The organism is Haloplanus salinarum (assembly GCF_009762275.1).
In the GTDB taxonomy this organism is placed as follows: domain Archaea; phylum Halobacteriota; class Halobacteria; order Halobacteriales; family Haloferacaceae; genus Haloplanus; species Haloplanus salinarum.
Genome location: NZ_CP034344.1, coordinates 102996 through 127354, shown reverse-complemented (window position 1 = coordinate 127354; position 24359 = coordinate 102996). Strand labels below are relative to the sequence as shown.

General features: G+C 60.4%; 32 protein-coding genes. 11 read left to right on the top strand and 21 right to left on the bottom strand.

The window, feature by feature from the left end:
• Positions 1-48: 48 nt before the first annotated feature.
• A complete protein-coding gene (locus EI982_RS00620; protein WP_157687665.1) occupies positions 49-216 on the bottom strand; it encodes a DUF1931 domain-containing protein in 168 nt (55 codons plus the stop codon).
• A 134-nt stretch (positions 217-350) separates the two neighbouring features.
• Here EI982_RS00620 and EI982_RS00615 point away from each other — a divergent pair, with 134 nt between their 5' ends.
• Positions 351-644, top strand: a complete 294-nt coding sequence (locus tag EI982_RS00615; RefSeq protein WP_157687664.1) for a PadR family transcriptional regulator — start codon at positions 351-353, stop codon at positions 642-644.
• 68 nt (positions 645-712) lie between these two features.
• Here the strand turns inward: EI982_RS00615 and EI982_RS00610 are convergent, their stop codons facing one another.
• Entirely contained in the window at positions 713-2995 is a 2283-nt protein-coding gene (locus EI982_RS00610; RefSeq protein WP_157687663.1) for a copper-translocating P-type ATPase, read from the bottom strand.
• A gap of 148 nt (positions 2996-3143) precedes the next feature.
• Positions 3144-3341, bottom strand: a complete 198-nt coding sequence (locus EI982_RS00605) for a heavy-metal-associated domain-containing protein (protein WP_157687662.1) — start codon at positions 3339-3341, stop codon at positions 3144-3146.
• 131 nt (positions 3342-3472) lie between these two features.
• Here EI982_RS00605 and EI982_RS00600 point away from each other — a divergent pair, with 131 nt between their 5' ends.
• Entirely contained in the window at positions 3473-4072 is a 600-nt protein-coding gene (locus EI982_RS00600) for an AsnC family transcriptional regulator (protein ID WP_157687661.1), read from the top strand.
• A 57-nt stretch (positions 4073-4129) separates the two neighbouring features.
• Here the strand turns inward: EI982_RS00600 and EI982_RS00595 are convergent, their stop codons facing one another.
• From EI982_RS00595 to EI982_RS00585, 3 genes are read right to left on the bottom strand one after another with little or no spacing between them, the layout of a single operon-like run.
• Positions 4130-4864, bottom strand: coding sequence for a hypothetical protein (locus EI982_RS00595; RefSeq protein ID WP_157687660.1), 735 nt, complete (start codon positions 4862-4864; stop codon positions 4130-4132).
• Positions 4864-5610, bottom strand: a complete 747-nt coding sequence (locus tag EI982_RS00590) for a hypothetical protein (protein ID WP_157687659.1) — start codon at positions 5608-5610, stop codon at positions 4864-4866. Before EI982_RS00590 ends, EI982_RS00595 begins: the two co-directional genes overlap by 1 nt.
• Complete coding sequence (locus EI982_RS00585) at positions 5607-6545, bottom strand: ABC transporter ATP-binding protein (RefSeq protein ID WP_233255210.1); 939 nt, start codon at positions 6543-6545, stop codon at positions 5607-5609. The genes EI982_RS00590 and EI982_RS00585 overlap by 4 nt, the downstream gene beginning before the upstream one ends.
• Positions 6546-6800: 255 nt before the next feature.
• Here EI982_RS00585 and EI982_RS00580 point away from each other — a divergent pair, with 255 nt between their 5' ends.
• Positions 6801-8135 (top strand): permease, encoded by a 1335-nt coding sequence (locus EI982_RS00580; RefSeq protein ID WP_157687658.1) that lies wholly within the window; start codon positions 6801-6803, stop codon positions 8133-8135.
• A gap of 30 nt (positions 8136-8165) precedes the next feature.
• Here EI982_RS00580 and EI982_RS00575 read toward each other — a convergent pair whose 3' ends face one another.
• The 8 genes from EI982_RS00575 to EI982_RS00540 form a co-directional block, all read right to left on the bottom strand.
• Positions 8166-8561, bottom strand: coding sequence for a hypothetical protein (locus EI982_RS00575; RefSeq protein ID WP_157687657.1), 396 nt, complete (start codon positions 8559-8561; stop codon positions 8166-8168).
• A 139-nt stretch (positions 8562-8700) separates the two neighbouring features.
• Positions 8701-9054 carry an SHOCT domain-containing protein gene (locus tag EI982_RS00570; protein ID WP_092565384.1) on the bottom strand — a complete coding sequence of 118 codons (354 nt, stop codon included), beginning with the start codon at positions 9052-9054 and terminating at the stop codon, positions 8701-8703.
• Positions 9055-9060: 6 nt separating this feature from the next.
• Positions 9061-9477, bottom strand: coding sequence for a DUF302 domain-containing protein (locus tag EI982_RS00565; RefSeq protein ID WP_157687656.1), 417 nt, complete (start codon positions 9475-9477; stop codon positions 9061-9063).
• 95 nt (positions 9478-9572) lie between these two features.
• Positions 9573-9929: an SHOCT domain-containing protein gene (locus EI982_RS00560; protein ID WP_157687655.1), complete on the bottom strand. Its 357-nt coding sequence runs from the start codon at positions 9927-9929 to the stop codon at positions 9573-9575.
• Positions 9930-9987: 58 nt separating this feature from the next.
• Complete coding sequence (locus EI982_RS00555) at positions 9988-10284, bottom strand: hypothetical protein (protein WP_157687654.1); 297 nt, start codon at positions 10282-10284, stop codon at positions 9988-9990.
• A gap of 195 nt (positions 10285-10479) precedes the next feature.
• Entirely contained in the window at positions 10480-10770 is a 291-nt protein-coding gene (locus tag EI982_RS00550; RefSeq protein WP_157687653.1) for a hypothetical protein, read from the bottom strand.
• Positions 10771-10777: 7 nt separating this feature from the next.
• Positions 10778-11299, bottom strand: coding sequence for a DoxX family membrane protein (locus tag EI982_RS00545; RefSeq protein ID WP_157687652.1), 522 nt, complete (start codon positions 11297-11299; stop codon positions 10778-10780).
• A 78-nt stretch (positions 11300-11377) separates the two neighbouring features.
• On the bottom strand, positions 11378-11947 hold the full coding sequence (locus tag EI982_RS00540) for a plastocyanin/azurin family copper-binding protein (protein WP_332908343.1): 570 nt from the start codon (positions 11945-11947) through the stop codon (positions 11378-11380).
• Between the two features lie 326 nt (positions 11948-12273).
• Here EI982_RS00540 and EI982_RS00535 point away from each other — a divergent pair, with 326 nt between their 5' ends.
• From EI982_RS00535 to EI982_RS00525, 3 genes are read left to right on the top strand one after another with little or no spacing between them, the layout of a single operon-like run.
• Complete coding sequence (locus EI982_RS00535; RefSeq protein WP_157687650.1) at positions 12274-12624, top strand: ArsR/SmtB family transcription factor; 351 nt, start codon at positions 12274-12276, stop codon at positions 12622-12624.
• Positions 12625-12631: 7 nt separating this feature from the next.
• Positions 12632-12931 (top strand): DUF7521 family protein, encoded by a 300-nt coding sequence (locus EI982_RS00530; RefSeq protein ID WP_157687649.1) that lies wholly within the window; start codon positions 12632-12634, stop codon positions 12929-12931.
• Positions 12928-13203 carry a DUF7521 family protein gene (locus EI982_RS00525; protein ID WP_157687648.1) on the top strand — a complete coding sequence of 92 codons (276 nt, stop codon included), beginning with the start codon at positions 12928-12930 and terminating at the stop codon, positions 13201-13203. Before EI982_RS00530 ends, EI982_RS00525 begins: the two co-directional genes overlap by 4 nt.
• 50 nt (positions 13204-13253) lie before the next feature.
• Here EI982_RS00525 and EI982_RS00520 read toward each other — a convergent pair whose 3' ends face one another.
• Entirely contained in the window at positions 13254-13847 is a 594-nt protein-coding gene (locus EI982_RS00520; RefSeq protein ID WP_157687749.1) for a helix-turn-helix transcriptional regulator, read from the bottom strand.
• A 131-nt stretch (positions 13848-13978) separates the two neighbouring features.
• Entirely contained in the window at positions 13979-15373 is a 1395-nt protein-coding gene (locus tag EI982_RS00515) for a permease (protein WP_157687647.1), read from the bottom strand.
• Between the two features lie 182 nt (positions 15374-15555).
• On the opposite strand from EI982_RS00515, the gene EI982_RS00510 reads away from it, so the two are divergent.
• Positions 15556-15927, top strand: a complete 372-nt coding sequence (locus EI982_RS00510; RefSeq protein WP_157687646.1) for an SHOCT domain-containing protein — start codon at positions 15556-15558, stop codon at positions 15925-15927.
• 26 nt (positions 15928-15953) lie between these two features.
• Entirely contained in the window at positions 15954-16610 is a 657-nt protein-coding gene (locus EI982_RS00505) for a hypothetical protein (RefSeq protein ID WP_157687645.1), read from the top strand.
• 20 nt (positions 16611-16630) lie between these two features.
• Here the strand turns inward: EI982_RS00505 and EI982_RS00500 are convergent, their stop codons facing one another.
• Positions 16631-17155, bottom strand: coding sequence for an ArsR/SmtB family transcription factor (locus EI982_RS00500; protein ID WP_157687644.1), 525 nt, complete (start codon positions 17153-17155; stop codon positions 16631-16633).
• 182 nt (positions 17156-17337) lie between these two features.
• On the opposite strand from EI982_RS00500, the gene EI982_RS00495 reads away from it, so the two are divergent.
• Genes EI982_RS00495 through EI982_RS00485 form a run of 3 tightly spaced genes read left to right on the top strand, consistent with a single transcriptional unit; the run spans position 17338 to position 20159 of the window.
• Positions 17338-17553, top strand: a complete 216-nt coding sequence (locus EI982_RS00495; protein WP_157687643.1) for a heavy-metal-associated domain-containing protein — start codon at positions 17338-17340, stop codon at positions 17551-17553.
• A gap of 4 nt (positions 17554-17557) precedes the next feature.
• Complete coding sequence (locus EI982_RS00490) at positions 17558-19477, top strand: heavy metal translocating P-type ATPase (protein WP_157687642.1); 1920 nt, start codon at positions 17558-17560, stop codon at positions 19475-19477.
• Positions 19478-19505: 28 nt separating this feature from the next.
• Complete coding sequence (locus EI982_RS00485) at positions 19506-20159, top strand: FmdE family protein (protein WP_157687641.1); 654 nt, start codon at positions 19506-19508, stop codon at positions 20157-20159.
• A gap of 33 nt (positions 20160-20192) precedes the next feature.
• On the opposite strand, the gene EI982_RS00480 is transcribed toward EI982_RS00485, so the two are convergent.
• From EI982_RS00480 to EI982_RS00465, 4 genes are all read right to left on the bottom strand, one after another.
• Positions 20193-21440, bottom strand: a complete 1248-nt coding sequence (locus tag EI982_RS00480; protein ID WP_157687640.1) for a site-specific integrase — start codon at positions 21438-21440, stop codon at positions 20193-20195.
• Positions 21437-21793: a type II toxin-antitoxin system PemK/MazF family toxin gene (locus tag EI982_RS00475; RefSeq protein ID WP_233255209.1), complete on the bottom strand. Its 357-nt coding sequence runs from the start codon at positions 21791-21793 to the stop codon at positions 21437-21439. Before EI982_RS00475 ends, EI982_RS00480 begins: the two co-directional genes overlap by 4 nt.
• 6 nt (positions 21794-21799) lie before the next feature.
• On the bottom strand, positions 21800-22195 hold the full coding sequence (locus EI982_RS18590; protein WP_233255208.1) for a helix-turn-helix domain-containing protein: 396 nt from the start codon (positions 22193-22195) through the stop codon (positions 21800-21802).
• A 484-nt stretch (positions 22196-22679) separates the two neighbouring features.
• The gene (locus EI982_RS00465; protein WP_123124701.1) at positions 22680-24356 is read right to left on the bottom strand and encodes a transposase; all 1677 of its coding nucleotides are present in this window, start codon (positions 24354-24356) and stop codon (positions 22680-22682) included.
• Between the last annotated feature and the right edge of the window lie 3 nt (positions 24357-24359).

Below are 24359 nucleotides of genomic sequence, written 5' to 3'. Positions count from 1 at the left end.
ACCTCAAAAAGCTACGTCCGAGTGACGGGTCTACTGTGATACCCCAGTCTACAGGTCGCGAGGCTGGACCGTCTTCCGGTCGTTGGCCTCAGCCCGCTCTGCGGCGTCGTTGAGCAGTTCGGCGACCTCCTCATCGAGGGCGTCGTAGAAATCTGCCGAGACGTTGTGATCCGAGAGTGCGTCCTTCACGGCGGCTTTGACGATTAGGTCAGACATTCCATCGCGGACTTCTCCTGTCCATCATATAAAGGTTCGAAGTTTTCACGCGAGATTCCGGCCCAGTCATGCCGAAATCGCCTCGGGGTACCAGAGAGAACATATGCTACCCCTCAAAAACAGGAAACAGACAGATGCACGATCTGACTGGGTTCCAGCGGGACATCTTGTACGTAACCGCCGGGCTTGAGGAACCACACGGGCTCGCAATCAAGGACGAACTCGACGCCTATTACGAGCAGGAGATCAACCACGGCCGCCTCTATCCGAATCTCGACGACCTCGTCGAGAAAGGACTGCTCGAGAAGGGTGAACTCGACAAGCGGACGAACGTCTATACGGTCACACAGCGCGGTCAGCGTGAAATAGAAGCACGACGTGAATGGGAAAACCAGTATCTGGAGAGCAAAGAATCGGTGCCTGCGTAGCGCCCATCGGTCTGTCGATTGCGACAGTTACCTCAGCGGAATCCCTCCTAAGGTAGCCAGAAAGAACCTCAGTCAGCGGGCTGTGCCTCCGTAGCTGGTGTCCCACTTGGAAGCTCAGGGATGGACAGGTCCACGCGGCGGAGGAGCTGTGCGTTGATCGCGACGATTACTGTACTCAACGACATCAGAAGTGCACCCACAGCGGGGGACAGCAGAATCCCAATCGGTGCCAACACGCCTGCTGCGAGCGGAATCGCGAAGACGTTGTAGCCGGCGGCCCAGACGATGTTTTCCTGCATCTTCCGGTAGCTCGCCTTACTGAGTTTCACCAGTCGGACGACGTCCATGGGGTTGTTCTGGACGAGGATGACGTCGGCCGACTGGACTGCGACGTCGGTGCCGCTCCCGATCGCGATGCCGACGTCGGCCCGCGTCAGCGCCGGCGCATCGTTCACGCCGTCGCCGACCATCCCCACCAGCTTCCCCTGGTCCTGGAGCTCCTGGACTTTCTCGTCTTTGTCTTCGGGGAGGACCTCCGCGAACACCGTGCCGATGCCCAGTTCGTCGGCGACGGCGTTGGCGACGTCCTGGGAGTCCCCCGTCAGCATCGCCACCTCGATACCCAGATCGTGGAGCGCGTCGACGACGCGGAAACTCTCCTCGCGGATCACGTCGGCCATCGCGAAGGCGGCAATTAGCTCTCCGTCACGAACGAGATACACCACTGTCTGGGCGTTCTGTCCGGCCTCGTCAGCGAAGCGCTGGAGATGGTCGGGGATCTCGCTATCGAGCTGGGTCAACAGGTTCGGCCCACCGACGTACACCTCGTTTCCGTCGACGTTCGCGCGAACCCCTCGTCCTTTGATCGCCTCGAAGGCTGTCGCGTCAGGAGTAGTTACATCTCGCTCGTCGGCGGCCTCACGGATTGCTCGGGCGATCATGTGTTCGGAGTCACTCTCGACGGCTGCCGCCAGCCCGAGCGCGTCGTCCTCGTCGACGCCGTCGACGGTCGCCATATCCACGACGCCGTGTTCGCCCTCGGTAAGCGTCCCTGTCTTGTCGAAGATGATGGCGTCCAGGTTCCGCGCGTCCTCCATCGCGATCCGGTCGCGGACGAGCATCCCGTTGCGCGCCGCAAGTGAGGTGTTGATCGCGACGACCAGCGGGATGGCGAGCCCGAGGGCGTGTGGGCAGGCGATGACGAGCACCGTCACCACTCGTTCGATGACCGTCGCGTCGAACGAGACTGCGACCGTCCACGCGATTGCGGTCACGACTGCCGCCCCGAGCGCAACGTAGAATAGCCAGCCGGCCGCGCGGTCGGCCAACACTTGCGTCTTGGACTTACTCTGTTGAGCTTCCTCGACCAGGCGCATGATGCCCGCGAGTGTGGTCTCCTCGCCCGTCGCACCGACGCGAACACGGAGACTCCCGTCGCCGTTGATGGTGCCGCCGATGACCTCGTCGCCGGGCTCCTTCGAGACGGGTTTGGACTCGCCGGTGATCATCGATTCGTTGACGTCGGAGTCACCCTCCTCAACGGTGCCGTCAGCAGGAACACTCGCGCCCGGCCGGACGAGCACGAGATCGCCTTCGGAGAGCTCACTGACGGGAACTTCTTCGGTCTCCCCGTCGTCGGTGATGCGCTCGGCGGTATCTGGCATCAGTTTCGCCAGTTCGTCGAGCGCGCTGGAGGCCCGCCGGACCGACCGCATCTCGATCCAGTGGCCCAGCAGCATAATGTCGATCAGCGTGACGAGTTCCCAGAAGAATGCCGACTGTGTGGGGAAAATCACGCTCGCGAGGCTGTAGACAAACGCGACGGTGATCGCCATCGAGATCAGCGTCATCATCCCCGGCGACCGGTCTTTCAGCTCCGGGAGTGCCATCTGGAGGAATGGAACGCCACCGTACGCGAAGACGATGACCGCGAAGAGAGGGTTGATCCACTCGCTGCCCGGGAATACAGGGACGGAGAAGCCGAGCCACTCCTGTAGCATTTCGCTATACAGGAGAACGGGAATCGACAGGAGCGTCGAAATGAAGAAACGCCGGCGGAACATCTGTTCGTGGCCTTCGTGCATCCCGCCATGGCCCTCGCCGTGTCCTTCGTGGGAACCGTGGCCATGCCCGTCGCCCTCGTGTCCGGCGTGTTCGTGCTGCTCGTGGGACGCCATCTCACCTGCCGCAGCAGGGTGAGCTTCCTCCTCTAGTAGCTCCTGTTCTATCCCTTCCTCGTCCGATTCCGCGACCGCTTCATCGTGGTCGCCGTGTTCGTGCTGGTGACTGGTGGTGTCCGGCTGGTCCTCTCCTCCCGGGGAATTCTCAGCTGTATCTTTGTGGTCGTCCATGAGTCATGTTCTCTTTTGAGGTGGTTCCGCCGGCTTCCTGAATCTTCGGCCCTGAAACCGTACAGCAGGGTCAAGGTGGGCAAACTCCGAAGAGAACGGTGGACCGTTCACCCAGGAGCGTGATGTGCTATCCCCAGAGATACACTACTTAGGCGTGGGCAGTGTAACCGGCGTCTTCGACAGCCTCAACGAGGACCGAGGCGTCGGCGTCACCATCCACCTTCGCCTGTTCAGCTTCCCGGTCTGCGGTCGCGTCGGTCACACCAGGTACCTCTTGAAGCGTTTCTTCTACTGTCTGTTCACAGTGGCCACAGGTCATCCCCTCAACGCTGATGGTCGTCGTCATACGTATGAATGTATGTCCTCCTCCCTTTAGCGGATTTCTCCTTCGATAGGCTGGTATGAGGTTCGGTTTGACTTTAGAATCAAAACAGAGATGGTCGTGATTCTTTAGTTACTCGCCAACGGCGTGCTACTATGCGCGACTTGGACGAAACTGACCTCGAGATTATTCAGCTACTGATGTTGGACGCTCGTCGACCGTACAGTGAGATCGCAGATGTTGTAGACCTCTCAGCGCCAGCTGTGTCGGACCGAGTCGAACGGCTACAAGAGATGGGAATTATTAATCGGTTCACGCTTGACGTCGATCGCTCACAGCTCCGCGGCGGAATTCCGGTCCTGATTACGCTCGATGTCGAATCAGCCAGCCATAGCGCTGCATCGATCAAAGACGATCTCATCGACGAAGGCGCCATCGAACACGTATTTACCACCGCCGAAGCGGACCTAGTCCTGTACGCCAGAGTTCCAGATACAGACATCGCAAGCTGGCTTGCGGATACCATCGACACCGGAGCAGTCGACGACTTTGAGGTAACGCTTCTCGCGGGCGCTAACTGGGCACCAGAATTGGGGGAAACGGAGTTCGCGCTCTCCTGCGCTCAGTGTGGAAATACAGTTGACAGTGAAGGAACAGCCACCCGCATCGATGGAGAGCTGTACCAGTTCTGTTGTCCATCGTGTGAGGCTCGGTTTGAGGAGAAGTACGAGCAACTCCGAGAAGAGGCTGACTGATTCGGGATTACGCGCCGCGCTTCATGACTTCTCCCTCGACTTTGGTCGTTGGAGAAGTCACTCGACGTCCGTCGCCTGATAGAAGACCAGCACGCCGATTACGAGGAGGGCGACGGTATATGCGACGGCACCGCCGAAATCCCACACGTCGATGCTCGACGTGAATGCCGCGTCGAAGAGCGCGTTCGTCGCGTAGTGGCTCGGCAGTAGTTTCGTCCACTCAGGCGCGTCGGTCGCGAGCGGATTCTGGAACAGGAGGACGTCGACCATCGGCGAAAACAGCATCACGTACACCCCGCCCAATCGACCCAACACGATGCCGACAACAACGCCGAGGATACCGTACGTGAGCCCGACCAGCAGCGTCGCGGCGACGAACGGAACGGTCGATTCGGGCGTAAACGCGAACACGGCGACGACAACCGACGCCATCGTGACGACGACGATCCCGAGTCCGAGCGTACCGACCCGTGAGACGACGAGGTCGGTCGCAGTATAGCCGGCCAGCCGGAGCCTGTCGTCGGCCGCTTGCGACGTCTGGACGAGGAACAGTCCGACGATACCCGAGAGGATGGCGACAGTAACGGGCGTCATGAACGCCGCCGCGAAGTCCGTCATGGGGACAGCGACCCTCGTTCCGTCAATCGTCGCGGGGACGTCGACATCCGGGACGAGCAGGACGAACGCGCCGATGATGTACGCCGGCAGGAACACAAGCAGCGCCAGGAGGACCGGCGTCCGGCGGAACTCTCGAACGCCCATCCGCACGGCGGTCGTGACACGGCGGTTCATCAGGCGTCACCTCCTGACTCGAGCTGGTACGTGTACGCGGCGACGCTCAAGAGGGCAAATAGCGAAAGGTGGCCGAGAGCCGGGACGAGGTGTCCGGTCGCTAGCGCGCCCTCGACGACGGCCTCCGTCACGATGGCGTGCGGGTGCGCGAGCGGTGCGAACTGCGTGATGCTATCCTCGATGCCGAACAGGCCGCTCGCGAACACATTGTCCACGTCGGCCAGGATGACGAGCAACAGCGAGCCCTCGAGTTCCCTCGGGAGCACGCTGCCGACGACGATGCCGAGCAGGCCGTATATGGCACCGGCTATCGCGAGCCCACCGAACGCGGCGAGCGGTGCTCTAATCGGGTCGTCAACGAGGACAATCAGAGAGAGCGTGGCGACCACACTGACGACGGCGCTCGCGACGGCGACGGTCGCGAACCGTGCGGTGACGAGTTCGACGCCGCGAAAGCCACAGATGGCGAGTCTTCGGTCGGCGTGCCGGGCGCTAATCATCTGGAAGAGGCCGAGGACGCCCGCGAGCGCGCCGGTGGCGAACACGGCGCCGGTGATTCGTCCAACTGTCGCGACCGACCCGCTCACCGCGAAGACCCCTACGTCGGGAAACTGCCCCATGCCGATCCCGTAAATCTGGATCGACAGCGCCGGCAGGACGACCAGCAACACGACGGTGAACGGCTCCCGGACGAACGAACGCGTGCTCGCTTGGATGCCCGCCAGGGTCCGGTGAACGGTGCTCATTCGCTTTCCTCCTGGCCGGCGGTCGCTCGCTGACCGCTCCCGGCGCCAGCCTCGTCGATAAATGAGGCGGTCCGCTCGCAGGCGACGTCGTCGTCTGTCGGCTCCGAGCTGAGGCCATCGTCATCGCCGATCTCCTGTCTGTGGAGGTGGCCTTCGTGGAGCTCGTAGACGACGTCGAACCGGTCGCGCTCGTTGATGATGTGGGAGATGATGGCGACACCGACCCCGCGGGCCCGAAGCTCTTCAGTTAAGTCCCAGAAGGCCAAGAATGTCTCCCAATCGAACCCGGTGTACGGTTCGTCCAGCAGAAGGAGGTCGGGCTCGTGCATCAACGCGACCGAGAGGTTGACTTTCTGCCGGTTCCCCCCGCTGAGGTGGCGGATCTGCCTGTCACGGAAGCGCTCGAAGTCCAGCACGTCGGTCAGCCACGCTCTGGCGTCGACGATCTCGTCGTCGCCCATCCCGTAGGCAGTTCCGAACAACTCGAAGGTCTCGTCGACGGTCAGCCGGTCGTACAGCCGCGGCTCTTGCGGACACCAGCCGATAGAGCCCGCCCGTTCAACCTCGCCGGCGTCATGGTCAAGGACACCGGCGAGGATGCCCATGAGCGTCGACTTCCCGCTCCCGTTCTCGCCCATTATCCCGACAACCTGTCCACGCTCGACGTGGAGGGTCGCGCCGTCGAGTACTTCGACGGACCGGGTAAACGGGAGGATAGAGTCGTAGGTCTTATCGACACTGTTCGCACTAACGACGGTGTCACCGGAACTGTTCGCAGTACCTCCGGCATCGTCACCCTTGGAAGCTCCGTTCATCACATTCGTATGTACGCATACATGTTCTAATGCGATTTCTCTTAGAAAACCCCAGTATCTGGCCGCCGAAAAATTATATTCAAAACGAATATCGGTTTGTAGATTTCGTATTCGGAGCATACCACAGCCGTGATTCTTGACGGGGAGACCCGGTAATTCACCAATCAGATCACCGTCTCGCTGAGGAAGAAGAGTTTGTAACCGCTCACTCCAGCCAGCTACAACTCCGTAATACCTCACTGAAGGCCCCGGTTTCAGATTCCAAATTTCCCCCGAATATCACCACTGGAATCGAAAGACCAACACACGAAACAGTCCGCGATAGAAGCCACAAGCGCATTAGGAAGAGGATCCGTATCTAAGAGCACCAAGATAATGGACAGATCAGATTACGCGATCCTCACGGCCATCGCCGTAATCACTGTCACCATCGGCGTCGTGACGACCAACCAACCCATTGGGACGTTCTTCGCGGAGAGCGCGCGGCAGGCCGCGACAACGACCGCCGCGATGGCGTGGATCACCTGGTGGGCGCTCGTCCTCGGGTTCGCTATCGCCGGCGGCGTTGAGGCGTGGGTATCGACCCAGCAGATCTCGGAGCTGCTCGAAGGCCACGGTCCGCGATCGCTCGGCGTCGCTACGTTCTTCGGGTTCGTCTCCTCGTCGTGTTCGTACTCGGCAATCGCTACGGCAAAGAACCTCTACAAGAAGGGAGCGTCCGCGGCGGCGGCGCTAGCAGCGTTCCAGTTCGCCTCAACGAATCTCGTCATCGAGATCGGGATCGTCATCTGGCTGCTGCTCGGCTGGGAGTTCCTGCTCGCCGACATCATCGGTGGGCTGTTCCTCATCGGCCTGATGTCGGTCGGCTTCGCCTACATCGTTCCCGACAAGATTCTCGACGAAGCACGCGAGAATGTCACCGACGACGAGGGGATCACCGTACAGGACCCCGTCTGTGGGATGGACGTCGATCCCGAGGAGACGGACTACTCCATCGAACACGATGGCCAGACGTACTACTTCTGTTCACAGTCCTGCAAGGACTCCTTCGACCCGGAAGCGGCGAACACCTCTATCCCGGAGAAGGCGACCTCATGGTCGGGGTGGAAGTCGCTCGCGGACAAACAGTGGAAAGAATGGGCGATGTTGTGGGATGAAATCGCTATCGGGTTCATCTTCGCCGGCCTCATTGCCGGGTTCATCCCCGAATCAGTCTGGACGAGCGTCTTTTCCGGAGCCACGTTCGGCTTGCCGGTGTACGTCCTCTGGACGGCTGCACTGGGGGCGATTATTGGTGTCGTCACCTTCGTCTGTTCGGTCGGGAATGTCCCGTTCGGCACCGTTCTCTGGACACGGGGGCTGCCATTCGGATCGGTGCTCTCGTACATCTTCGCTGACCTCATCGTCCCCCCGATCATGAAAGCCTACGACGAGTACTACGGAACGACGTTCGCGGCGGTGCTGTCTCTGATGATCTTCGTCGCTGCAGTTATCGTCGGGTTCGTGATTCACTTCCTCTTCCTGAGCGTTGGCCTCATCCCCTCGCGGGCTGCCGCCGAGGTTGCCGAGGTATCCATCGAACTCAACTACAAGCTCGTGTTGAACATCCTCGCGACGGTGTTCTTCCTGTTCCTCTACTGGCTCCACAAACAGGACTCGGTGAGTGGCGGGGAACCCAGTAGTGAAGACCACGCGACGATGATGAACTGACGCTTGGCCAGCTGTCGATAGCGGGTAGGCTCAGGTATCGTTGTGGCGCTCTCTGTACGTCTTCGCTGCGAAAAAGACGTATAGTGCGCCGATAGCTCGAACGGCCGATTTGAATCGCTCGTTCCATTCGATCGACTCCGGACGCTCGTACAGGAACGCGGTGGCAAATCTCCGATACAGATCGGGAAACAGGAGGACGATCGCGCCGAACAGGCCGGTAAGATTCATTAGCCACGTGTATGCCCGCCCGTTAAAGAGGGAAATCGCAGCTATCAGAACGCCCTCCGACCGGACTGCTGGACGTACCCACCCTCTCACCGTTCCCTCGCTTGGATTCGCAATCGCGAGTTTCTCGAAGAGCTCGACGATTTCGTCCGGGAACAGCGCTGAGAGAGCGCCAAGGACACCCACGAGTGTTCGAATCATACGATATGGTAGGACCGGTACGGACATAATTCCCGCTGCGGTCCTATCTGGCGAGAACGAGGGAAGTCCGAACAGTACCAGCTTCGAGCCGGGAACGAGATGCAAAAAGGAGTAACTGCGTGTGTACCTTAGCGGACGGTCACTCTGATTGTTCGAGTTTGTTTCGGCGGGATTCGAACTCTTCGTCCGTGAGATCGCCACGGGCGTACGCCAGACGTAATTCTTCCATCGCGGGATTGTCAGAGGTTTGTGTTTTGCTTACCCGTCTGAAGAGGAGATAGCCCCCGCCAAGAAGCGCAACGAGGAAGACGAGTGGAACAAGCATTCCGATAACGGGCCACCAGCCGCCGGTACTACCGTACTGGCCCATCATTCCCCCGTATCCCATCATCCCGCCGAAGCCCATCCCCATCATGAGCAACGGAAGGAGGATGAACGCTCCGAGGATCAGTAGCAGTATCGTCGTTGTGTCCAGTTGATTCGATGAAGCCATCGACGATCAGGCCTCCGACGCGGGGTCGAACTCGTCTCTAACAGCTGCCAGTACACGATCAAATCGCTCGGTGACCTCAGTTGCGATGGGATCAAGCGCGTCGTTATCAGCAATCCCGACCAACTGCTCCGGATCGACCGCACTCACCACGATGTCGCCGTCATCAGTCTCATAGACGATGACGTTACAGGGCAAGAGCGCACCAAGCTCGATTTCCTCGGTTAACCCTTCGTATGCTAGCGGAGGGTTACACGCACCGAGGATGCGATACTGACGGAACTCTTCGCCAAGCTTCTCCTTGAGTGTCGCCTGAATGTCGATATCACAGAGGACACCGAATCCCTCGTCCGTGAGTGCAGCGTTCGTTGCATCAACGACGTCGTCGAATTCGCCAGCGACTGTGGTCTGTATTGTGTATTCCATGGAATATCATACCCCGTCCGCGGGGTTAACCGTTGGGTGCCCAACAGCAATTGTTGGGGAGGGCAGTGTTTCGGCTGGAACAGCAGCCGTTCCGATCATCCGGTACGTTCGAGCTGTTTTCGCCGCCGTTCGAATTCATCGTCGTCGATCTCGCCACGGGCGTACCGCTTGCGTAGAACCGACAACGACTGCTCATCGTTCCCACCGGATCCTCGGTTGAGGAGCGCATAGACGAGGTAGAGCGGAACGGCGATGAGGAGTCCCATCCAGAGGAGTCCCCAGAGCCCCATCGCTCCGCCGAAGAGGCCCCAGCCGCTTCCGCCCATCATCCCGCCGCCATAGCTCCCGCCGCCGTGGGCGGAAGCCGTTCCAGTCGCCGCGACCAGCAGCGGGATGGCGAGGATCGCGAGGCGGCGAGCAGTGCGTCCGAGATGAGTGGTAAGTTGCGTCATTATCCTGAGTTGGTGAACCGTGGTTGTCGTTTGAAGCAATCGAAACGGTCAGAGGCCGTCAGCAGTGGCCCTGCCCGTACATCCCGCCGTTGTAGTCGTTGTCAGCCATGTCTTGGCCCATCTCGTCGACGGTCACACCCATGTGCGTCTCCATCCACTCGACGCTACCAGGGCCCATGTGCTCGGTCATCTGCGCCTCCATCCAAGCAGCCCAGTCATCAGCGGTAGCGTTGTCCGTGGGCGCGTCGTCAGCTGTCGTGTCGGTACCGTGTGCGCTGACCACGGGGGAGGCGACCACGAGTCCGACGAGAGCGAGCGCCACGAGCAGCCAGCCGCCGAGTTTGAAGTTGGTCATTGTCTTTCTCCTCGGTTACTCGTAGGACCGCTCGGGAGTTATGACGATGGGCGTGAACTCACGCAGTAGAACGTTCGAGAACGTGTATAGAGAGTTTTAATCGTTTCTCAGAAACACAACCGTTCACGAAGGCCGAATTCGACGGGGCCGAGTGGAGTTGCCCAACGGGGCCGCTGTAGCCGTGCGCCTATCCCCTCACGGACGAGTTCCCAGCGATACGAAGATCGCACGACTCAGGCGGGAGAGGCCCCACGCGAGGAGGACGAGGAAGCCGAACGCGATGACGTAGGCTCGGAGGCGAGGGGTGAAGGACGTGTGGACGACAACGACGCCGAGCCCGGGGACGCGTTCGGTGAAATGAGCGCTTCCGAGGAGCGTCTCGAAAACGCCCATCACCACCAGCCCGAGGAGGACGAGACCGAGACCGGTGGCGAGCGCTGCGTCGTCAAGCCAGCCGTAGTCAGAGTGTGGTGGTGTCGTGTCCATCATCCCCTCAGCCGAGCAGGTACCGTAGCCAGGGCCAGTTTCCAACAAGATCGGTCGTCTCCAGGTACGCGTCAACGCCCCAGACACGCCCGGCACCGAAGACGATGATCGTCACGAACAGGACGAGCCCCATCAACTCGCCGTTGACGAGCCCGCGGCGCCAGTGTTCGGACCCGAAGTAGAAGAAGAAGAGCATGAACGCGCCGAAGAACGCGGCCGTTCGCGTCAGGACACCGAGAATCAGCCCGAGACCGATCAACACCTCTCCAGCTGGGACGACGAGTTCGATAGCCGCTTCCGTCGCGCCGCCTGCGAATGCGTTGAGAACGGGCGAAACCACCGTGCCCGTCTTCTCCAGAAACCAGCCAGCCCGGAACCGACCCGGAGCGACGTACTTGTTCAACCCCTCGTGGAGGAACCACCAGCCTACGAGCAACCGGAGAAAGACGAGCCAGTAGCCCGTCAGCGTCCCCGAGAGCTCGAGCGTGTACTCTCGACCGAGAATCGTCGTCTGAAGCTGTTGTATCACGGGTTAGAGGGTTGCTGGGGAAGCGCACCCCGAGTTGGTGGGTGGTCTCGCTCCGAGCCTCCGCGAGTTCCGTCGTTCCTACGCTTCGGTGTGCGTCTCTTCTTCGTGCCCGTGGCCGTCGTCGGTATGGGTCTCCTCTTCGGTGTGCGTCTCTTCTTCGTGCCCGTGGCCGTCCTCAGTATGGGCCTCTTCCTCCTCGTGCCCCTCACCCATAATCTCCCGAACCATGGTGTTGAGTTCCTCGAGTTTCCCATGCACTTCTTCGGGTTTGTTCTCCGGCATCGTCTGGAGTGCCCGCTGGTCTTCGAGGTGCGGCTCCCCGACGATGACGGTGGCCATCATCCCGAACTGCTCGTGGGGCGTACAGAGGTAGTGGTAGACGCCCTCGGTCTCGAAGGTGTGTTCGAACGTCTCACCTTCCTCTGACATCGTTCCGCTGTCCCAGGCGTCCGTCCCCTCGGGAACGAGTCGCGGTTGGTCGTTGCCAGGGTGGTACGCGGTCGCGGTGTGCGTGCCGCTCTCGAGTCGCCACGTGACCGTTCCGCCGGGCTCGACCCAGGTGACGTGAGGGTCGAAGTGATACTCGGTCGACCCCCCGGTTCGCGCCGTGTTCACCACCACCTCGCGGGACGCCTTGGGTTCGCTCACCGTGTCGTGACCGTGGGCCTCTTGTCCGTGGCCAGGTTGATCGTCTCCTCCGGGTTCTCCTTCCCCAGTGGGGGTTCCCCCCGCTGCTTGTTCCCCCGACCCGCTCGGAGCGCCAGTACAGCCGGCTAGCCCAGCAACAGCTAAACCGGCGGTTCCTTCGAGCAGTCGCCGTCGAGTGAGTCGTTGATGGCTCATAGCACCGGTCACCTTACAGTTCGAGATAGGAGGACTGGGGACATAGGGGAGGTTCCTGTTTTGCACGCGACGCAAAACTGTTCCTCATTTAAGCACCTCCGAGTAAGTACTTGGTATTGCGAGGAACAGCTGTGTCCACTGACGACCGCTCCGACGAGCTTTTAGAACTACTTGGTCAGGAGCGCGTCCGACAAATTCTGGCGGCGACGAGCCGCGACCCCAGGTCGGCAAAAGAACTCAGCGAGGAGTGTGACGTCGCCCTTTCGACCATCTATCGCCGGGTCGAGGACATGGTCGCCAACGACCTGCTCGCCGAGCGGACACGGATCGAATCAGATGGGAGTCATCACAGCGTCTACGAGGCGAACATCGACCACCTCGACGTCGATATCGAGAACGGAACCATCGACGTCAGCGTCCACGTTCGTGAGGACGCCGCCCAGCGGTTCTCGCGCATCTGGAGCGACATCCGGGAGAGTTGAACAAACCATGCACATCGAACTCGTCATCGCGAAGCTCATCACGGTCGGCCTGGGACTGCTGATAACGTACCAGGCGTACAAGGGGTATCGAACGTACGGCAGTGAACCGATGCTCTACGTCGCCATCGGTTTTCTGTTCATCAGTATCGGATCCGTCATCGAGGGCGTTCTCTTCGATGTCATCGGCCTATCGATCTTTATCGCGGGGACGATCCAGACAGCCATTGTCGCAGTCGGGATGCTCGTCATTCTCTACTCGCTGTACGGTCGAATCCCACAGCAAGCGAAGGGTGAGGAAGACCCATGACCACTCACTGGGACCTCGCGCTGGTCGGCATTCGGATCGTCCTGCTCCTAATGGGGCTCGCGACGACTGCGATCAGCTTCCGCGCCTACCGCAGAGACAGAACCCGATACCTCCGTGACGCGACGATCGGGTTCGGCTTCATCACGCTCGGTGTGCTCATCGAGGGGTTTCTCTACCAGTTCACTGAACTGACGCTCACGCAAGTCCATATCGCTGAATCCGTGGCGCTCGTCATCGGTCTCGGTGTGCTTCTCCGCTCGTTTCTCGATTAGCCGGCAGTCGATTTCGACCGTCCACCGGGCCCGGACTGCCATCCAAGTGGTTAGTGCGCTTGATTCTGTTGCAGGTCATCGCTCGGATAGATCCGGTACGTTCGCCCTTGGCGCTCGCGGTACAACAGCCCACGTTTCTCGAGGGCGCTAACCGTCTGGCTCACCTTGCTCTTCGAAAAGTCCGAGCGATCCCGGAGTTCGATCTGTGTGATACCGGGCGACGAGAGGACCGGTTCGAGAATTCGGCGTTCATCATCCGGCAAGAGGTCCAATACGCGAGCCTGTGGCTGGGACTCCGGATTGATTTTTCCCTCTGATTGAACGGGCCAATCCTGCGATTCGATACTCTCAGAATCGGTTTGATTCGCCATGCCAGTCTGTGAGCGATCGGCTACCTCTGTGGTAGTGAACTCGTCCCGAACCACGAGATAGCCCCCACCAACGACAGCCGAAACAAGAAGCGTTCCGAGAACGTACAAGAGTGGGTTCGTTCCGTGAACCGCACCCATCGACGTACCCATCATCGAGCCCATCTGCTCGAAGGCCTGCTGTTGCTGGTACGCTTGCCAGGTGAGCACACCACCGACTATGAGGACGGCAGCGACCAAGGCACCGGCTACGGTATCGGCTCGCCGTCGATTCATTTTCTCCACCTCGATCCTCCGGGACACTTGCTCATATGTGAGAGTTCGTGAGACATTGCTGTACCAGTTTTGATTGGCCAACGCAATCACGGGGGTGGCGGCCCCACAAATTCGATATCACCAATCGATGTTCAATGGTGGTCATGATCCTGAGACGCTCCCGCCTCTGGGTGTTGATGGGCGAATTCATCTGGGTCCTTTTCGAACGTCTCCTTACAGGTCTGCGAACAGAAGTAGTACGTCTCACCGTCGTGGGTCGCCGATGGCTCGCTGTCGTCAGTTCGCATCCCACAGACGGGATCACGGTACTGGCCAGGCGCACCGAGGCCGCGACGATACACGTACAGGAGAAAGCCGGAAAGCGCGAACGCAATGAGGTTGAGGTAGAACGTGTAGTTGAGCTCGAAGTACGTCTGCTCGGTCGCCGTCTCGCCGCCCGCCAGATCAGGGACGATGTTGAGGGCGTCGAACAGCAGCTCCATGAGGAAGCCGGTGAACGCCATCGTGGCGAAGAAGACGCCGAGAATGTACAGCATCACCTTCCAGCCGTAGTATTTCCGGTAGACGTTCAGCACGGGAATCGTGATGAGATCGGCATAGACGAACGCGATGACGCCAGCGAAACTGATGCCACCGCCCCAAAGCGCGACCGCGAACGGGACGTTGCCCATGCTGCCGACGAAGCTCAGGACGGCGATGGCGACGCCCATAATCGCGTTCTCGGCAGTCACAAGTAGCCCGTCGCCCTGGATGAACAGGGTGTTCCACACCCACTGGGGGACGAACACGATGACGAACCCCGAAATGAGGAAGCCGGCGATGACGTCCTTCCAGATCATCGACCACTCCTTGCGGTACTGGTTCCCGACTTTGTACCAGCCACCCCACGACAGCAACTCGTCACGCCACCCACCGCGACTCGACATCTCCTGGCGGTAAGTCTCCATACACCCCTCCGAGCAGAACTTGAGCGTCTCACCGCCGTCAGTCGTAATCGTGTACTCGTCTTTGCCTTCCATCCCGCAGGTTGGATCCTCGGTGACGCCCGCCTCGTGATCGCGCTCGTTGAGCGTCTCTCGCACCTCATCGAAGAGGTTCTCCGGGAGCGTGAGGTGAACGATGACGGCCATCACGGCGATGAGAATGAGTCCGCCGAGTAACTCTGCGACTAGGAACTCCCAGCCGAGCAGAATCAGGATCATCAACCCGAGTTCGACGATGAGGTTCGTCGACGCGAACATGAACGCGAGGAAGTTCACCGCGTGCGCCCCCTTCTTGAACAACCCCTTCCCGATGGCGACGGCGCCGAAACTACAGCCACTACTGGCCGCGCCGAACGCAGTCGCCTTGGTGAGCCCGCTCAGATCGCCATCGCCGAGGACCTGCGCCATCCGCTCCTTGGAGACGTAGACTTGGACGAGGCTCGTGATCGTGAGGCCCATGATGATTGCCCATGCCGCCGTCCAGAGGAAGCCCACTCCGATACGTAGAGCTTCGGAGATGCCATCAATCATCGTCGCTACCATAGGTATCAGTTCGAAGGGATCATCTATTGCAGTTTTCCTTCAGATAGTTCGGGTCAGAGCCGTGGTGAGTAGGTATTGAAAAGAATTGTGGCGGGTGGAACACGTAGGTCAAAGGCACAACCGCATTGAATAGTTAGTGCGTAGTATAATCTGAGAACCCCAACTCAGGGAGGGATCACAATATGCCGACAAATTCAGACGATACGCGACTTGTTACGCTCCTCCTCGTTATCATCGGTGCCGTCTTCATCGTCCCGTTGTTCTTCATGGGCTTCGGGATGATGGGGTTTGGTCCGATGATGGGCGGGATGTGGGGCGGTCACATGTGGGGCGACGGGACGATGCCTGGCTGGATGTTCATCGTCGGCATCGTGATGCAGCTGCTGTTCCTCGCTGCCCTCGTCGGTGGTGGGTACCTCATCTATCGCGCAGTTACGGGAGCTGCGAGTGATTCGGACCAGGCACTCGAAGAGCTTCGGCTTGCCTACGCTCGCGGGGAGCTGACTGAGGAGGAATACGAACAGCGACGCGAAGCACTCGAACGAGATACCTGATTACGACGAGACATCAAAGCTGAAGGATGACCGGCTACCCCGACCACCGTCAACAGTCTCCCCGTCCGCAACTTCCAGCGTGGCTTGACCGATACACGACGGTGGGGTTATACGGGCTCCTCATCGGGACTGGACTCTGTCTGGTCGCGTTCCTCACGAATCCCGTTCCCGATCCCTCGTTCCCGTGGGCGACGCTGCCCGAGTCTCTACGATTACCGATTGCACAGCCCCGGATCGAACACTGGCCGGTGACCTACACTATCGGTATCTGGCTGTGGATTATCGGCTTTCCCGCGCTGTTCCTCGCTGGCTATAGACGATTCGGAGACTGGATGCCGTTCGGAACACCGATGTGGCTTGCTGGACTTCCGGCGCTCGCGATGCTCAGCTGGACGACATACTGCCGGTTTTTCTGGCCGAAGCTTCATCCGCCGACCTGGAACGCTCCCTCCTACACGGTGGTCTGCTGGCTGTACTGCTCCTCGTACAACGTGCTCTGGAGTAATCTTGCCTATCTGATTGCGTTCGTCGGCGTCGCCGCGACAGTTTTAGCTGTGCGACGCCGGCATGTAGCCGGATACGTCATACTCGGGTTCGGAGTCTTCGCACTTCCCCTCGGATTGCCAGCTGTGTATGAGGGATATCGCCGGATAACTAAAACACACGGTGAAGTGAGGCCTTGACAGCGGTACAGGGCGCAAGCTCAAGAATCTCGGTGCGCACGAACGAACGCCCGGCGGAGGACAGTCAGGAGCACGTAGGTTTCGTACTTCTGGGTCTGACAGTGCTCACACGGCTGCATATCTGCGACGATCTCCGCTATCGCGTCGTCGTGGTCTTCTGTGAGAGTATCGAGTGAGTCCCTGATCTGGGGTTGAACGGCCTCGATCATCTCCTCAACAGCGTCATCAGCTGACTCTGGCAGCGAGTACGAGAGGACGATCGTATTCGCGTGGTAGTACTTCGTCGTCCCACCGCGCCCTTCCTCGAAGCGGACGACGTCGACGAGACCAGCATCCCGTAACTCGTTGATGTGATGACGAACCGTGTTCTCCGTGCGGTCGACGCCGCGGTCCTCTAAACGGTCGTGAACCTCAGTTGCGGTCAGCGCCTCCTCAGAGAGGATATCGAGGATCATCGCCCGCATCGGTTCGTCGATGGCGTCCGAAACCCGCGTGTCTCGCACCGCGATGTCCTCAAGCCGGTGGTCGGTGCTGGAACTACTCATACGAGAACTGAGTATGAGCAGGCGGGAAAAGCTAGCGGGACGCTGCTTAGAACTCAGGTCGCTGGGTCCGCGATACCGAAAGCCCTAGACAACCCGTTTGACTGTTCCAATCACCCATCTCCGTATTCAGACATATCATCTAAAAAATACTTATTGGGGTACGGGCACTACCTCAAACTGTAATGAGCAACACAACCCAGTTCCGCGTCCTCGACTTCGACTGCCCGACCTGTGCGAGCACCGTCGAACGCGCCCTATCGAACGTCGACGGTGTCCAGCACGTCGAAGTCCACTACACGACCGGCCGCGTCGAAATCGAGTACGACGACAGCGTCGCTAACCCCGACGCCTTCGCACAGACCATCGAAAACCAGGGGTACACGCCCCAGCCCGCCTAACACAATGAACAAACAATCGATCACGCAGTACTACCGGAAACACCGGAAGGCCATCGTCACGGCGACGACCGGGCTGCTGTACGGCGGTGGCTGGAGTCTGGGCTACCTCACGAGTTTCGAGATGGCAAGCGCCGCCATCCTCGTCCTCGCGACGATCGTGGGTGGCTACGACATCGCCAAGACCGCCTACCACGAGGTCACGAACCGGACACTCGGCATCAAGACGCTGGTGACGCTGGCCGCTATCGGGGCCATCGTCATCGGAGAGTACTGGGAGGCTGCCGCCGTCGTCTTCCTGTTCAGCCTCGGGAGCTACCTCGAGGGCCGGACCATGCGGAAGACCCGGACGGCCCTCCAGGAGCTCCTGGAGATGACGCCCGACACGGCGACCGTCCGTCGCGACGGGGAGCTCCAAGAGGTTCCCGCCCGGGAGGTCGAAGAGGGCGAGGTCGTCGTCGTGAAGCCGGGTGGGAAGATTCCGGTCGATGGCGAGGTCGTCGACGGCGAAAGCGCCGTCAACCAGGCGCCGGTCACCGGCGAGAGCGCGCCCGTCCACAAGGCCCACGGCGACGAAGTCTACGCCGGGACGGTCAACCAGGAGGGCGCGCTAGAAATCCGGACGACGGGTGCGGGCTCGGACACGACGCTCGAACGTATCATCCGTCGTGTCGAGGAGGCCCAAGAGGCCCAGTCGCCCACGGAGAGTCTCATCGACCGGTTCGCGAAGTACTACACGCCGTCCGTCATCGTGCTGGCCATCGGCGCATATGCAGTCACGCAGAACGCGATCCTGTCGTTGACGCTGTTGGTCATCGGCTGTCCGGGCGCGCTGGTGATCGGGCCGCCAGTCAGCATCGTCTCGGCCATCGGCAACGCCGCCCGATCGGGCGTGCTGATGAAGGGCGGCGAACACCTCGAACGCGCCGGCAAGATCGACCTCGTCGCCTTCGACAAGACCGGCACCCTCACGAAGGGCGAAACCACCGTGGCCGACATCGAGGGGTTCGGTATCGCCGATGACGAGGTCCTCACGCTCGCGGCGACCGCCGAGAAGAAGAGCGAACACCACCTCGCCGACGCCATCGTCAACGCAGCCCGCGAGCGCCCGATTGCTGCGACGGACGGTGGGACGGCGGTTGCCCAGGCGGACGAGACGGACGCCAGCCTCCGGTCGATTCCCGATCCGGACGATTTCGACGTGGTCGCTGGTAAGGGCGTTATCGCCCATACCGATGGCACCGAAGTTGTTGTCGGCAACCGCGCACTGCTGGAGGACCGCGACATCAACGTCCCTAGTCGAATCGCCGACTACGTCCGCGAGCGCGAGGAGCGTGGCGAAACGGTCGTCCACGTCATCCGCGATGGGGACATCATCGGCGCAATCGCACTGCGGGACGAGCTCCGGGAGGCAGCTCCTAACGTCGTCGCGGCGCTTCAGGACGTCGGCATCGAGACGGTGATGCTCACCGGCGACAACGAGCGGACGGCCGCCGCCGTTGCCGAGGAGGTCGGCATCGACGAGTACCGCGCCGAACTCCTCCCCGAGGACAAGCAGACCGTCATCGAGGCCTACCAAGCCGACGGACACGTCGTCGCGATGGTCGGCGACGGCATCAACGACGCGCCGTCGCTGGCGACCGCCGACGTCGGCATCGCGATGGGTGCCGCCGGGACGGACACCGCCATCGAAACGGCGGACATGGCGCTGATGGCCGACGACCTCGAACGCATCCCCTACGCGGTCAAACTCAGCAAGGCGACGCGCTGGAACGTCCTCGAGAACGTCGGGCTCGCAGTGCTGACCGTGACCGTCCTGCTCGCGGGCGTGCTCACCAGCTACGTCACCCTCGCCGCGGGAATGTTGGTCCACGAGGCCAGCGTCCTCGCGGTCATCCTCAACGGGATGCGACTGCTTCGCCACTGACCACTAGATACGATCATCACCACCACTCATGACATCGAACTCGACTGCGACCGCCGAGACCCAGACTAGAACCAATTGGAAGATAGACTACGACGTCGATCCGATCGAAATTCGCGACCCTGTCGCGGAGGCCCTCGGCGTCCTCAAACCGGGCGACCCGTTCGTCATCACCTATAGAGACGCGGTGAAAGAGGCGGGACACTCCTGTCCGACTGCCTCGGGCGCCTACCGGATCGTCCAGTTGGGGCTCGACGCCCTGTATCCCGACGACTATCCAGTCCGGAGCGAAATCGAGATGCAGGCGGCCGGCCCGCAGGACGATGCTGCGTACGGCGTGATGAGCCGCATCATCTCGTACGTCACTGGCGCGACCGAAGACGACGGATTCAGCGGGCTCGCCGGCGGCTACGGTGGCCGCCGCGACCTCCTCGTCTTCGACGCGTTCGACCCGGACACGGCGGAGCCGACGTTCCGGTTCCGGCGAACCGACACGGACGAGACCGTCGAAGTGACCTACCACGTCAGCGACGTTCCTGACGGTGGACCCGCAATCGGGAACCTCCAGGAGATTCTAGAGGGGTCCGCAAGCGAGAAGCAACGGGAGGCCTTCGCAGAGGCCTGGCATCGTCGCGTACAAGTCGTCCTTGAGGACGACTCGTTGTTCACCGTCAAAGCGGTGTGAACACGACGGTCTATCCCTCACACTCGAAATAAGTTACTGCGGTACACTATCGATTTCTTCGAGAGCTTCAGTAGCCACATCACCCAACTCACCAGCCTCGATATGCGAGTACCGCTCCCGGACCATCTCCTCCGAGTTGTCGAGGTAACGGGCAGCCACAGTATATCCAAATGCCCGGACGAGAACCTCGCCCATCCCCCGGCGACCGCCGTGTGGTGCGAGATAGTCGTGCTTCGGATGGTCGATGTCAATCTCCGCGGCCGTCGAGAGTCGTTGGAGAATCGAGCGGGCACCATCCGTCGTAATCGACGGCGGGCGGATGTCCTCGTCCAGCGTCAGCAGGAGGTCGCGAGCGTACTCCCCACGTCGCTCGTCAATTGCCTCCGATGGCTCTCCCCGGTCGGCTAACTCCTCCTGTACGAGCTCTGCGAGCGTCCGCTGATCGAGTGTCGGAAATACAGGCCACCGTTCCGTCGGCGGGTCCATCAGTTTCCGGTAGCTCCGCAACGGGGAGATGACGGGATCGGGGAGGGACGCAGCGTCCCACTGCTGTTTCTTCCGATAGACGTCCATGCTTCCATCCTCGAGGTCGATGTCCTCCCATCGCACGCCACGACGACGCGGGTCGTCGGAATCACGAAGGAGTTCTCCCACGCGGACAGCTGTGTACGCGAGGACGACCACAAGCGCCCGGTCGCGGGCCGCCTTCAGCGCCGCGTACCGGGCTCGTTGCTTGTCGAGTGGGTCCACGTCATCAGGAAGGGTGGTGTATGCCTCGATGGCCTCACGCGCCTGTGCGTCGACATACCGGGTGAGCGCGTGGCGCTGCTCGGGCGTCCAGGCCTGCTGATCGCCCGGCTTCCGCCCGTCGTCGTCGGGGAGCGGTGCGGTCGCGCTCGCCCGCTGGGCGTAGTGTGCTTCGAGATACCCCTCGTTGACGCACCAGCCACACCACGCCGAGATGTAGGCGTAGTAGGTCTGGACCGTGTTCTGCTTGAGTCCCCGGTCACCAGAGAGGTGCCGAGCGTACTCGCGGAAGACTCGCTCGTCGAGGTCCTCAAAGGTCGGATCGCGGTCGGCCTCGGGAGTGATCCCGGTCCAATCGTCGTCGCCGCGCTCGCCGGCGGCCCACTCGGCGAACCGATCGAGTTCGCGGGCGGCGTTCCGACGGTAGTTCCCGCCCTCCCCGCCGCGACCCTTACCCTTGTCTTGGAGATAGCGGTCGAAGGAACTCCGCAACGGCCCTGCTGCGGGTTCCTGTCCGGTGGTGTCGTCAATCATGCGGAATCAGAACCCTCCGAATTGTCCAAGTAGGAGATCGTGGCCGTCGTTACCTGGTCAGTGAACTCCCCGGTAACCGAGCCCTGCCGGCCGACGACGTGGAGGTCGTCTTTCAGTGTGGCGAGCGTCCAGGGGAGGACGTAGCTCTGCTGGCCCGGTTCCCCGCGGACCCACGCTTCGCTCGGCACGGCGAAGCTGCCGGCGTGGTGGGACTGTGTCGTGAACGCGACGGCGATCGACTCCTCGTCGGGATAGGGCATCCGCTCGCCGGAGATGACCAGCCACGGGCGAGGGTTCCCGGCGTCCGTGTTGAACGGGTCGGGTGCCCAGACAACGGTTCCACGCTCAGCCATCAGGAATCACGACCCCTCGTCCGACTTGGTCTCCGACTCGATGGGATCGACGGCAGTCTCCATCCAGGCCTCGACGTCGTCGTCGGAGAACCCACCGTCGATGTCGTCGGCCGTAGCGGCGCCGTGAAGCCCTGCCGACGCGACCGCGTGCTCGGCGTCGGCGATCGTCCAGAACCGATCGCGGTGGTCGACGAGGCCGTGTTCCTCAAGGCGCTTCAGCGTGGGGCCGACGCTCCCCTCGGGCACGTCGACGGCGTCGACGATCTCCCGCTGGCGAAACGCCTGGTCTGCGTGCTCAAGGAGGAAGCGATATACCGCACCCTGTGTGGTGTCCGGCGCGAGGTCGGGGAGCGAGGGCCCGTCCTCGTCGATCGAGCGGAACTCGTCTTTCGAGATGGGCATCTTAAGTATTGGTTTGTATTAGAAGCTATTAGGTCTTATCGACAAGGCGCTCGACACGGACTGGAGGATGGCGGTGTTCGCCGGCTTTTCCCCGGGTTCGAGGCCTTCATCGTGCGGTTCCACGTTTCGTGCTTCACCGACGGCGGCGGGGTACTTCAAAGTGGTCGTGATTACCACTCTAATCACAACCAAATGTGTATCAGCCCGAAGTGCCGATTACCGGGTTTACAAGCCCTAATAAGCCAAATCACCCATCAATAAATCATATATCGCTATACCAAAACTGAGCCGGCGGGAAGTTGAGACTACAGCGGGATTAGCGGGGCTGTGATGCGTGGTTTCGGCCGAATCGATGACCAGAAACTGATTCAGATCGCTTTCTGGCCGGACGTTATAGTTGGATAGTCAACTCATCCGGGATGTTTCCGAGACCGCGGGTAGTGTAGCCACTCAGACATCGCGCTACCACGGTTAGATATCTTCGCTATCCGATGCCGGTTTCCTTCTTCAACAGCGTAAGCGTGTTGTCGGCCGTTACGATCGGCGAATGTTCATACTCACCGGTCAACTCGACCTGTACCAGCAAATCAACAGCGCGCCAGATCGAGTACAGCAGACACGCAAACGCGAAGTAAAAGAAGCGAAGCCCAAAATCCTTCGACGTCGTCGCCGCCATGAACCGTTTGATCGACCTGTACCCACTCTCGATCTCCCAGCGATAGCCGTACTCCGTGAGGTGACCACTCCCGCAATTCGTCATGAACACCGAATATTGTCGATGGTCGTCGTGCTCTGAGTCTTCTTTTCGACGATAGATTAGCGTCGTCTCGTGCCACTCATTCTTCCCGAGATGTAGTTTGCGGTCAGTCTCGTACCGATCCTGGTCCCGCTGGAGCAATCGCTTCGCCTGGGCTTTCTCGCTGGTCTGCATCCGCTTGGGCACGACATACGACAAGCCACGCTGGCTGAGCATCTCTAGGACGTGCTGACTGTCGAACTCCCGATCCATCAGCACGTTATCGACGTGTACCATCTCCTCAGCAGAATCCAAGAGGTCCTTGACGATTTCTAGGCGGGACTCTCCCTTCTGAACTGGCCGCACGTCCAGTACAATCGGAACTGCATTACCAACTAACTGGATGGTAGCCCACTGGTAGGCGTACTCGTCGGTCTTCTCTTTCGTGCCGATGATCTCGTCTTCATAGCCCGTTCTATCACCGGTGAACGGGTCAGCTTCGGTGATGTCAATAGCGACGATGCCAGCTCGAAAGAATTGCTCCGTCTCCGCGACTTCGCTTAGGAGCCTGTTGACGGCCTGTCGGTACATCTTGCGGATCCCTGATACTGAAAGATCACGAATATGCTCTCGGTGGGCGTGGCCCAACGGCGTCCGATCCCGAGTCGATTCGTAGACGAAACTGCGAGCCCCTTCATTAGCAGCCAATCTCTCGCGAAGCCCCAGGTACGTCTGTAAGTCCCAGTAGGCGTTCTCGTGGATTTCACAGCCGTCCCCACGATCCAGCGAAAGCGCCGGGAAGACGATACGGCTGACATGCTCCGTGATCGTTTCCGCTTCGTTGAGGACAGCTTGATCCTCTAGCTCTAATTCGTCCTCTTCCGCATCGTGAGACGGAAGACGCCGCTCTGGTTCGCGTGGAACAGCGACATCCGCGTTCTGAGCTTTGACAAGGATAGTGCGCGCGGCTGTCTCGACTGTACTGCGAAACTCGTCAGGAAACCGTTTGTGCCAACTACGCCACAGCGTCGATTGGTCCGGCACTGTCTCCAGATCCAGTTGGTCGCAGAGTGCTGGACGGCACTCGAGATACTCGATCAGTGCGGTTTCGTGGGCCCATCCGTGGAGCTCTTTCAGCAAGAATACACGAAAGAGCGTGTCCATCTCGTAGTGAGTCGACCCCCCGTAGCGGTCGTGCGTACCGAATTCGAAATACGCCAGCGGAAGTGCACAAACGAAGTTCTCGATCGACTCATGGCGGTCGTGTCTGAACCAGGTCTGCGAGACGATTCTGATATCTGATTCCAGCCCGTCGAGCGAGCTTCGCTCGTACAGCGGCGTCGAATCGTATACAGGCCACTGAGTGTATGATTGCCGGGCAATTCTCCGAAAGACTGCTCGCCGAGAATCACGAGTCTGAGACACTAC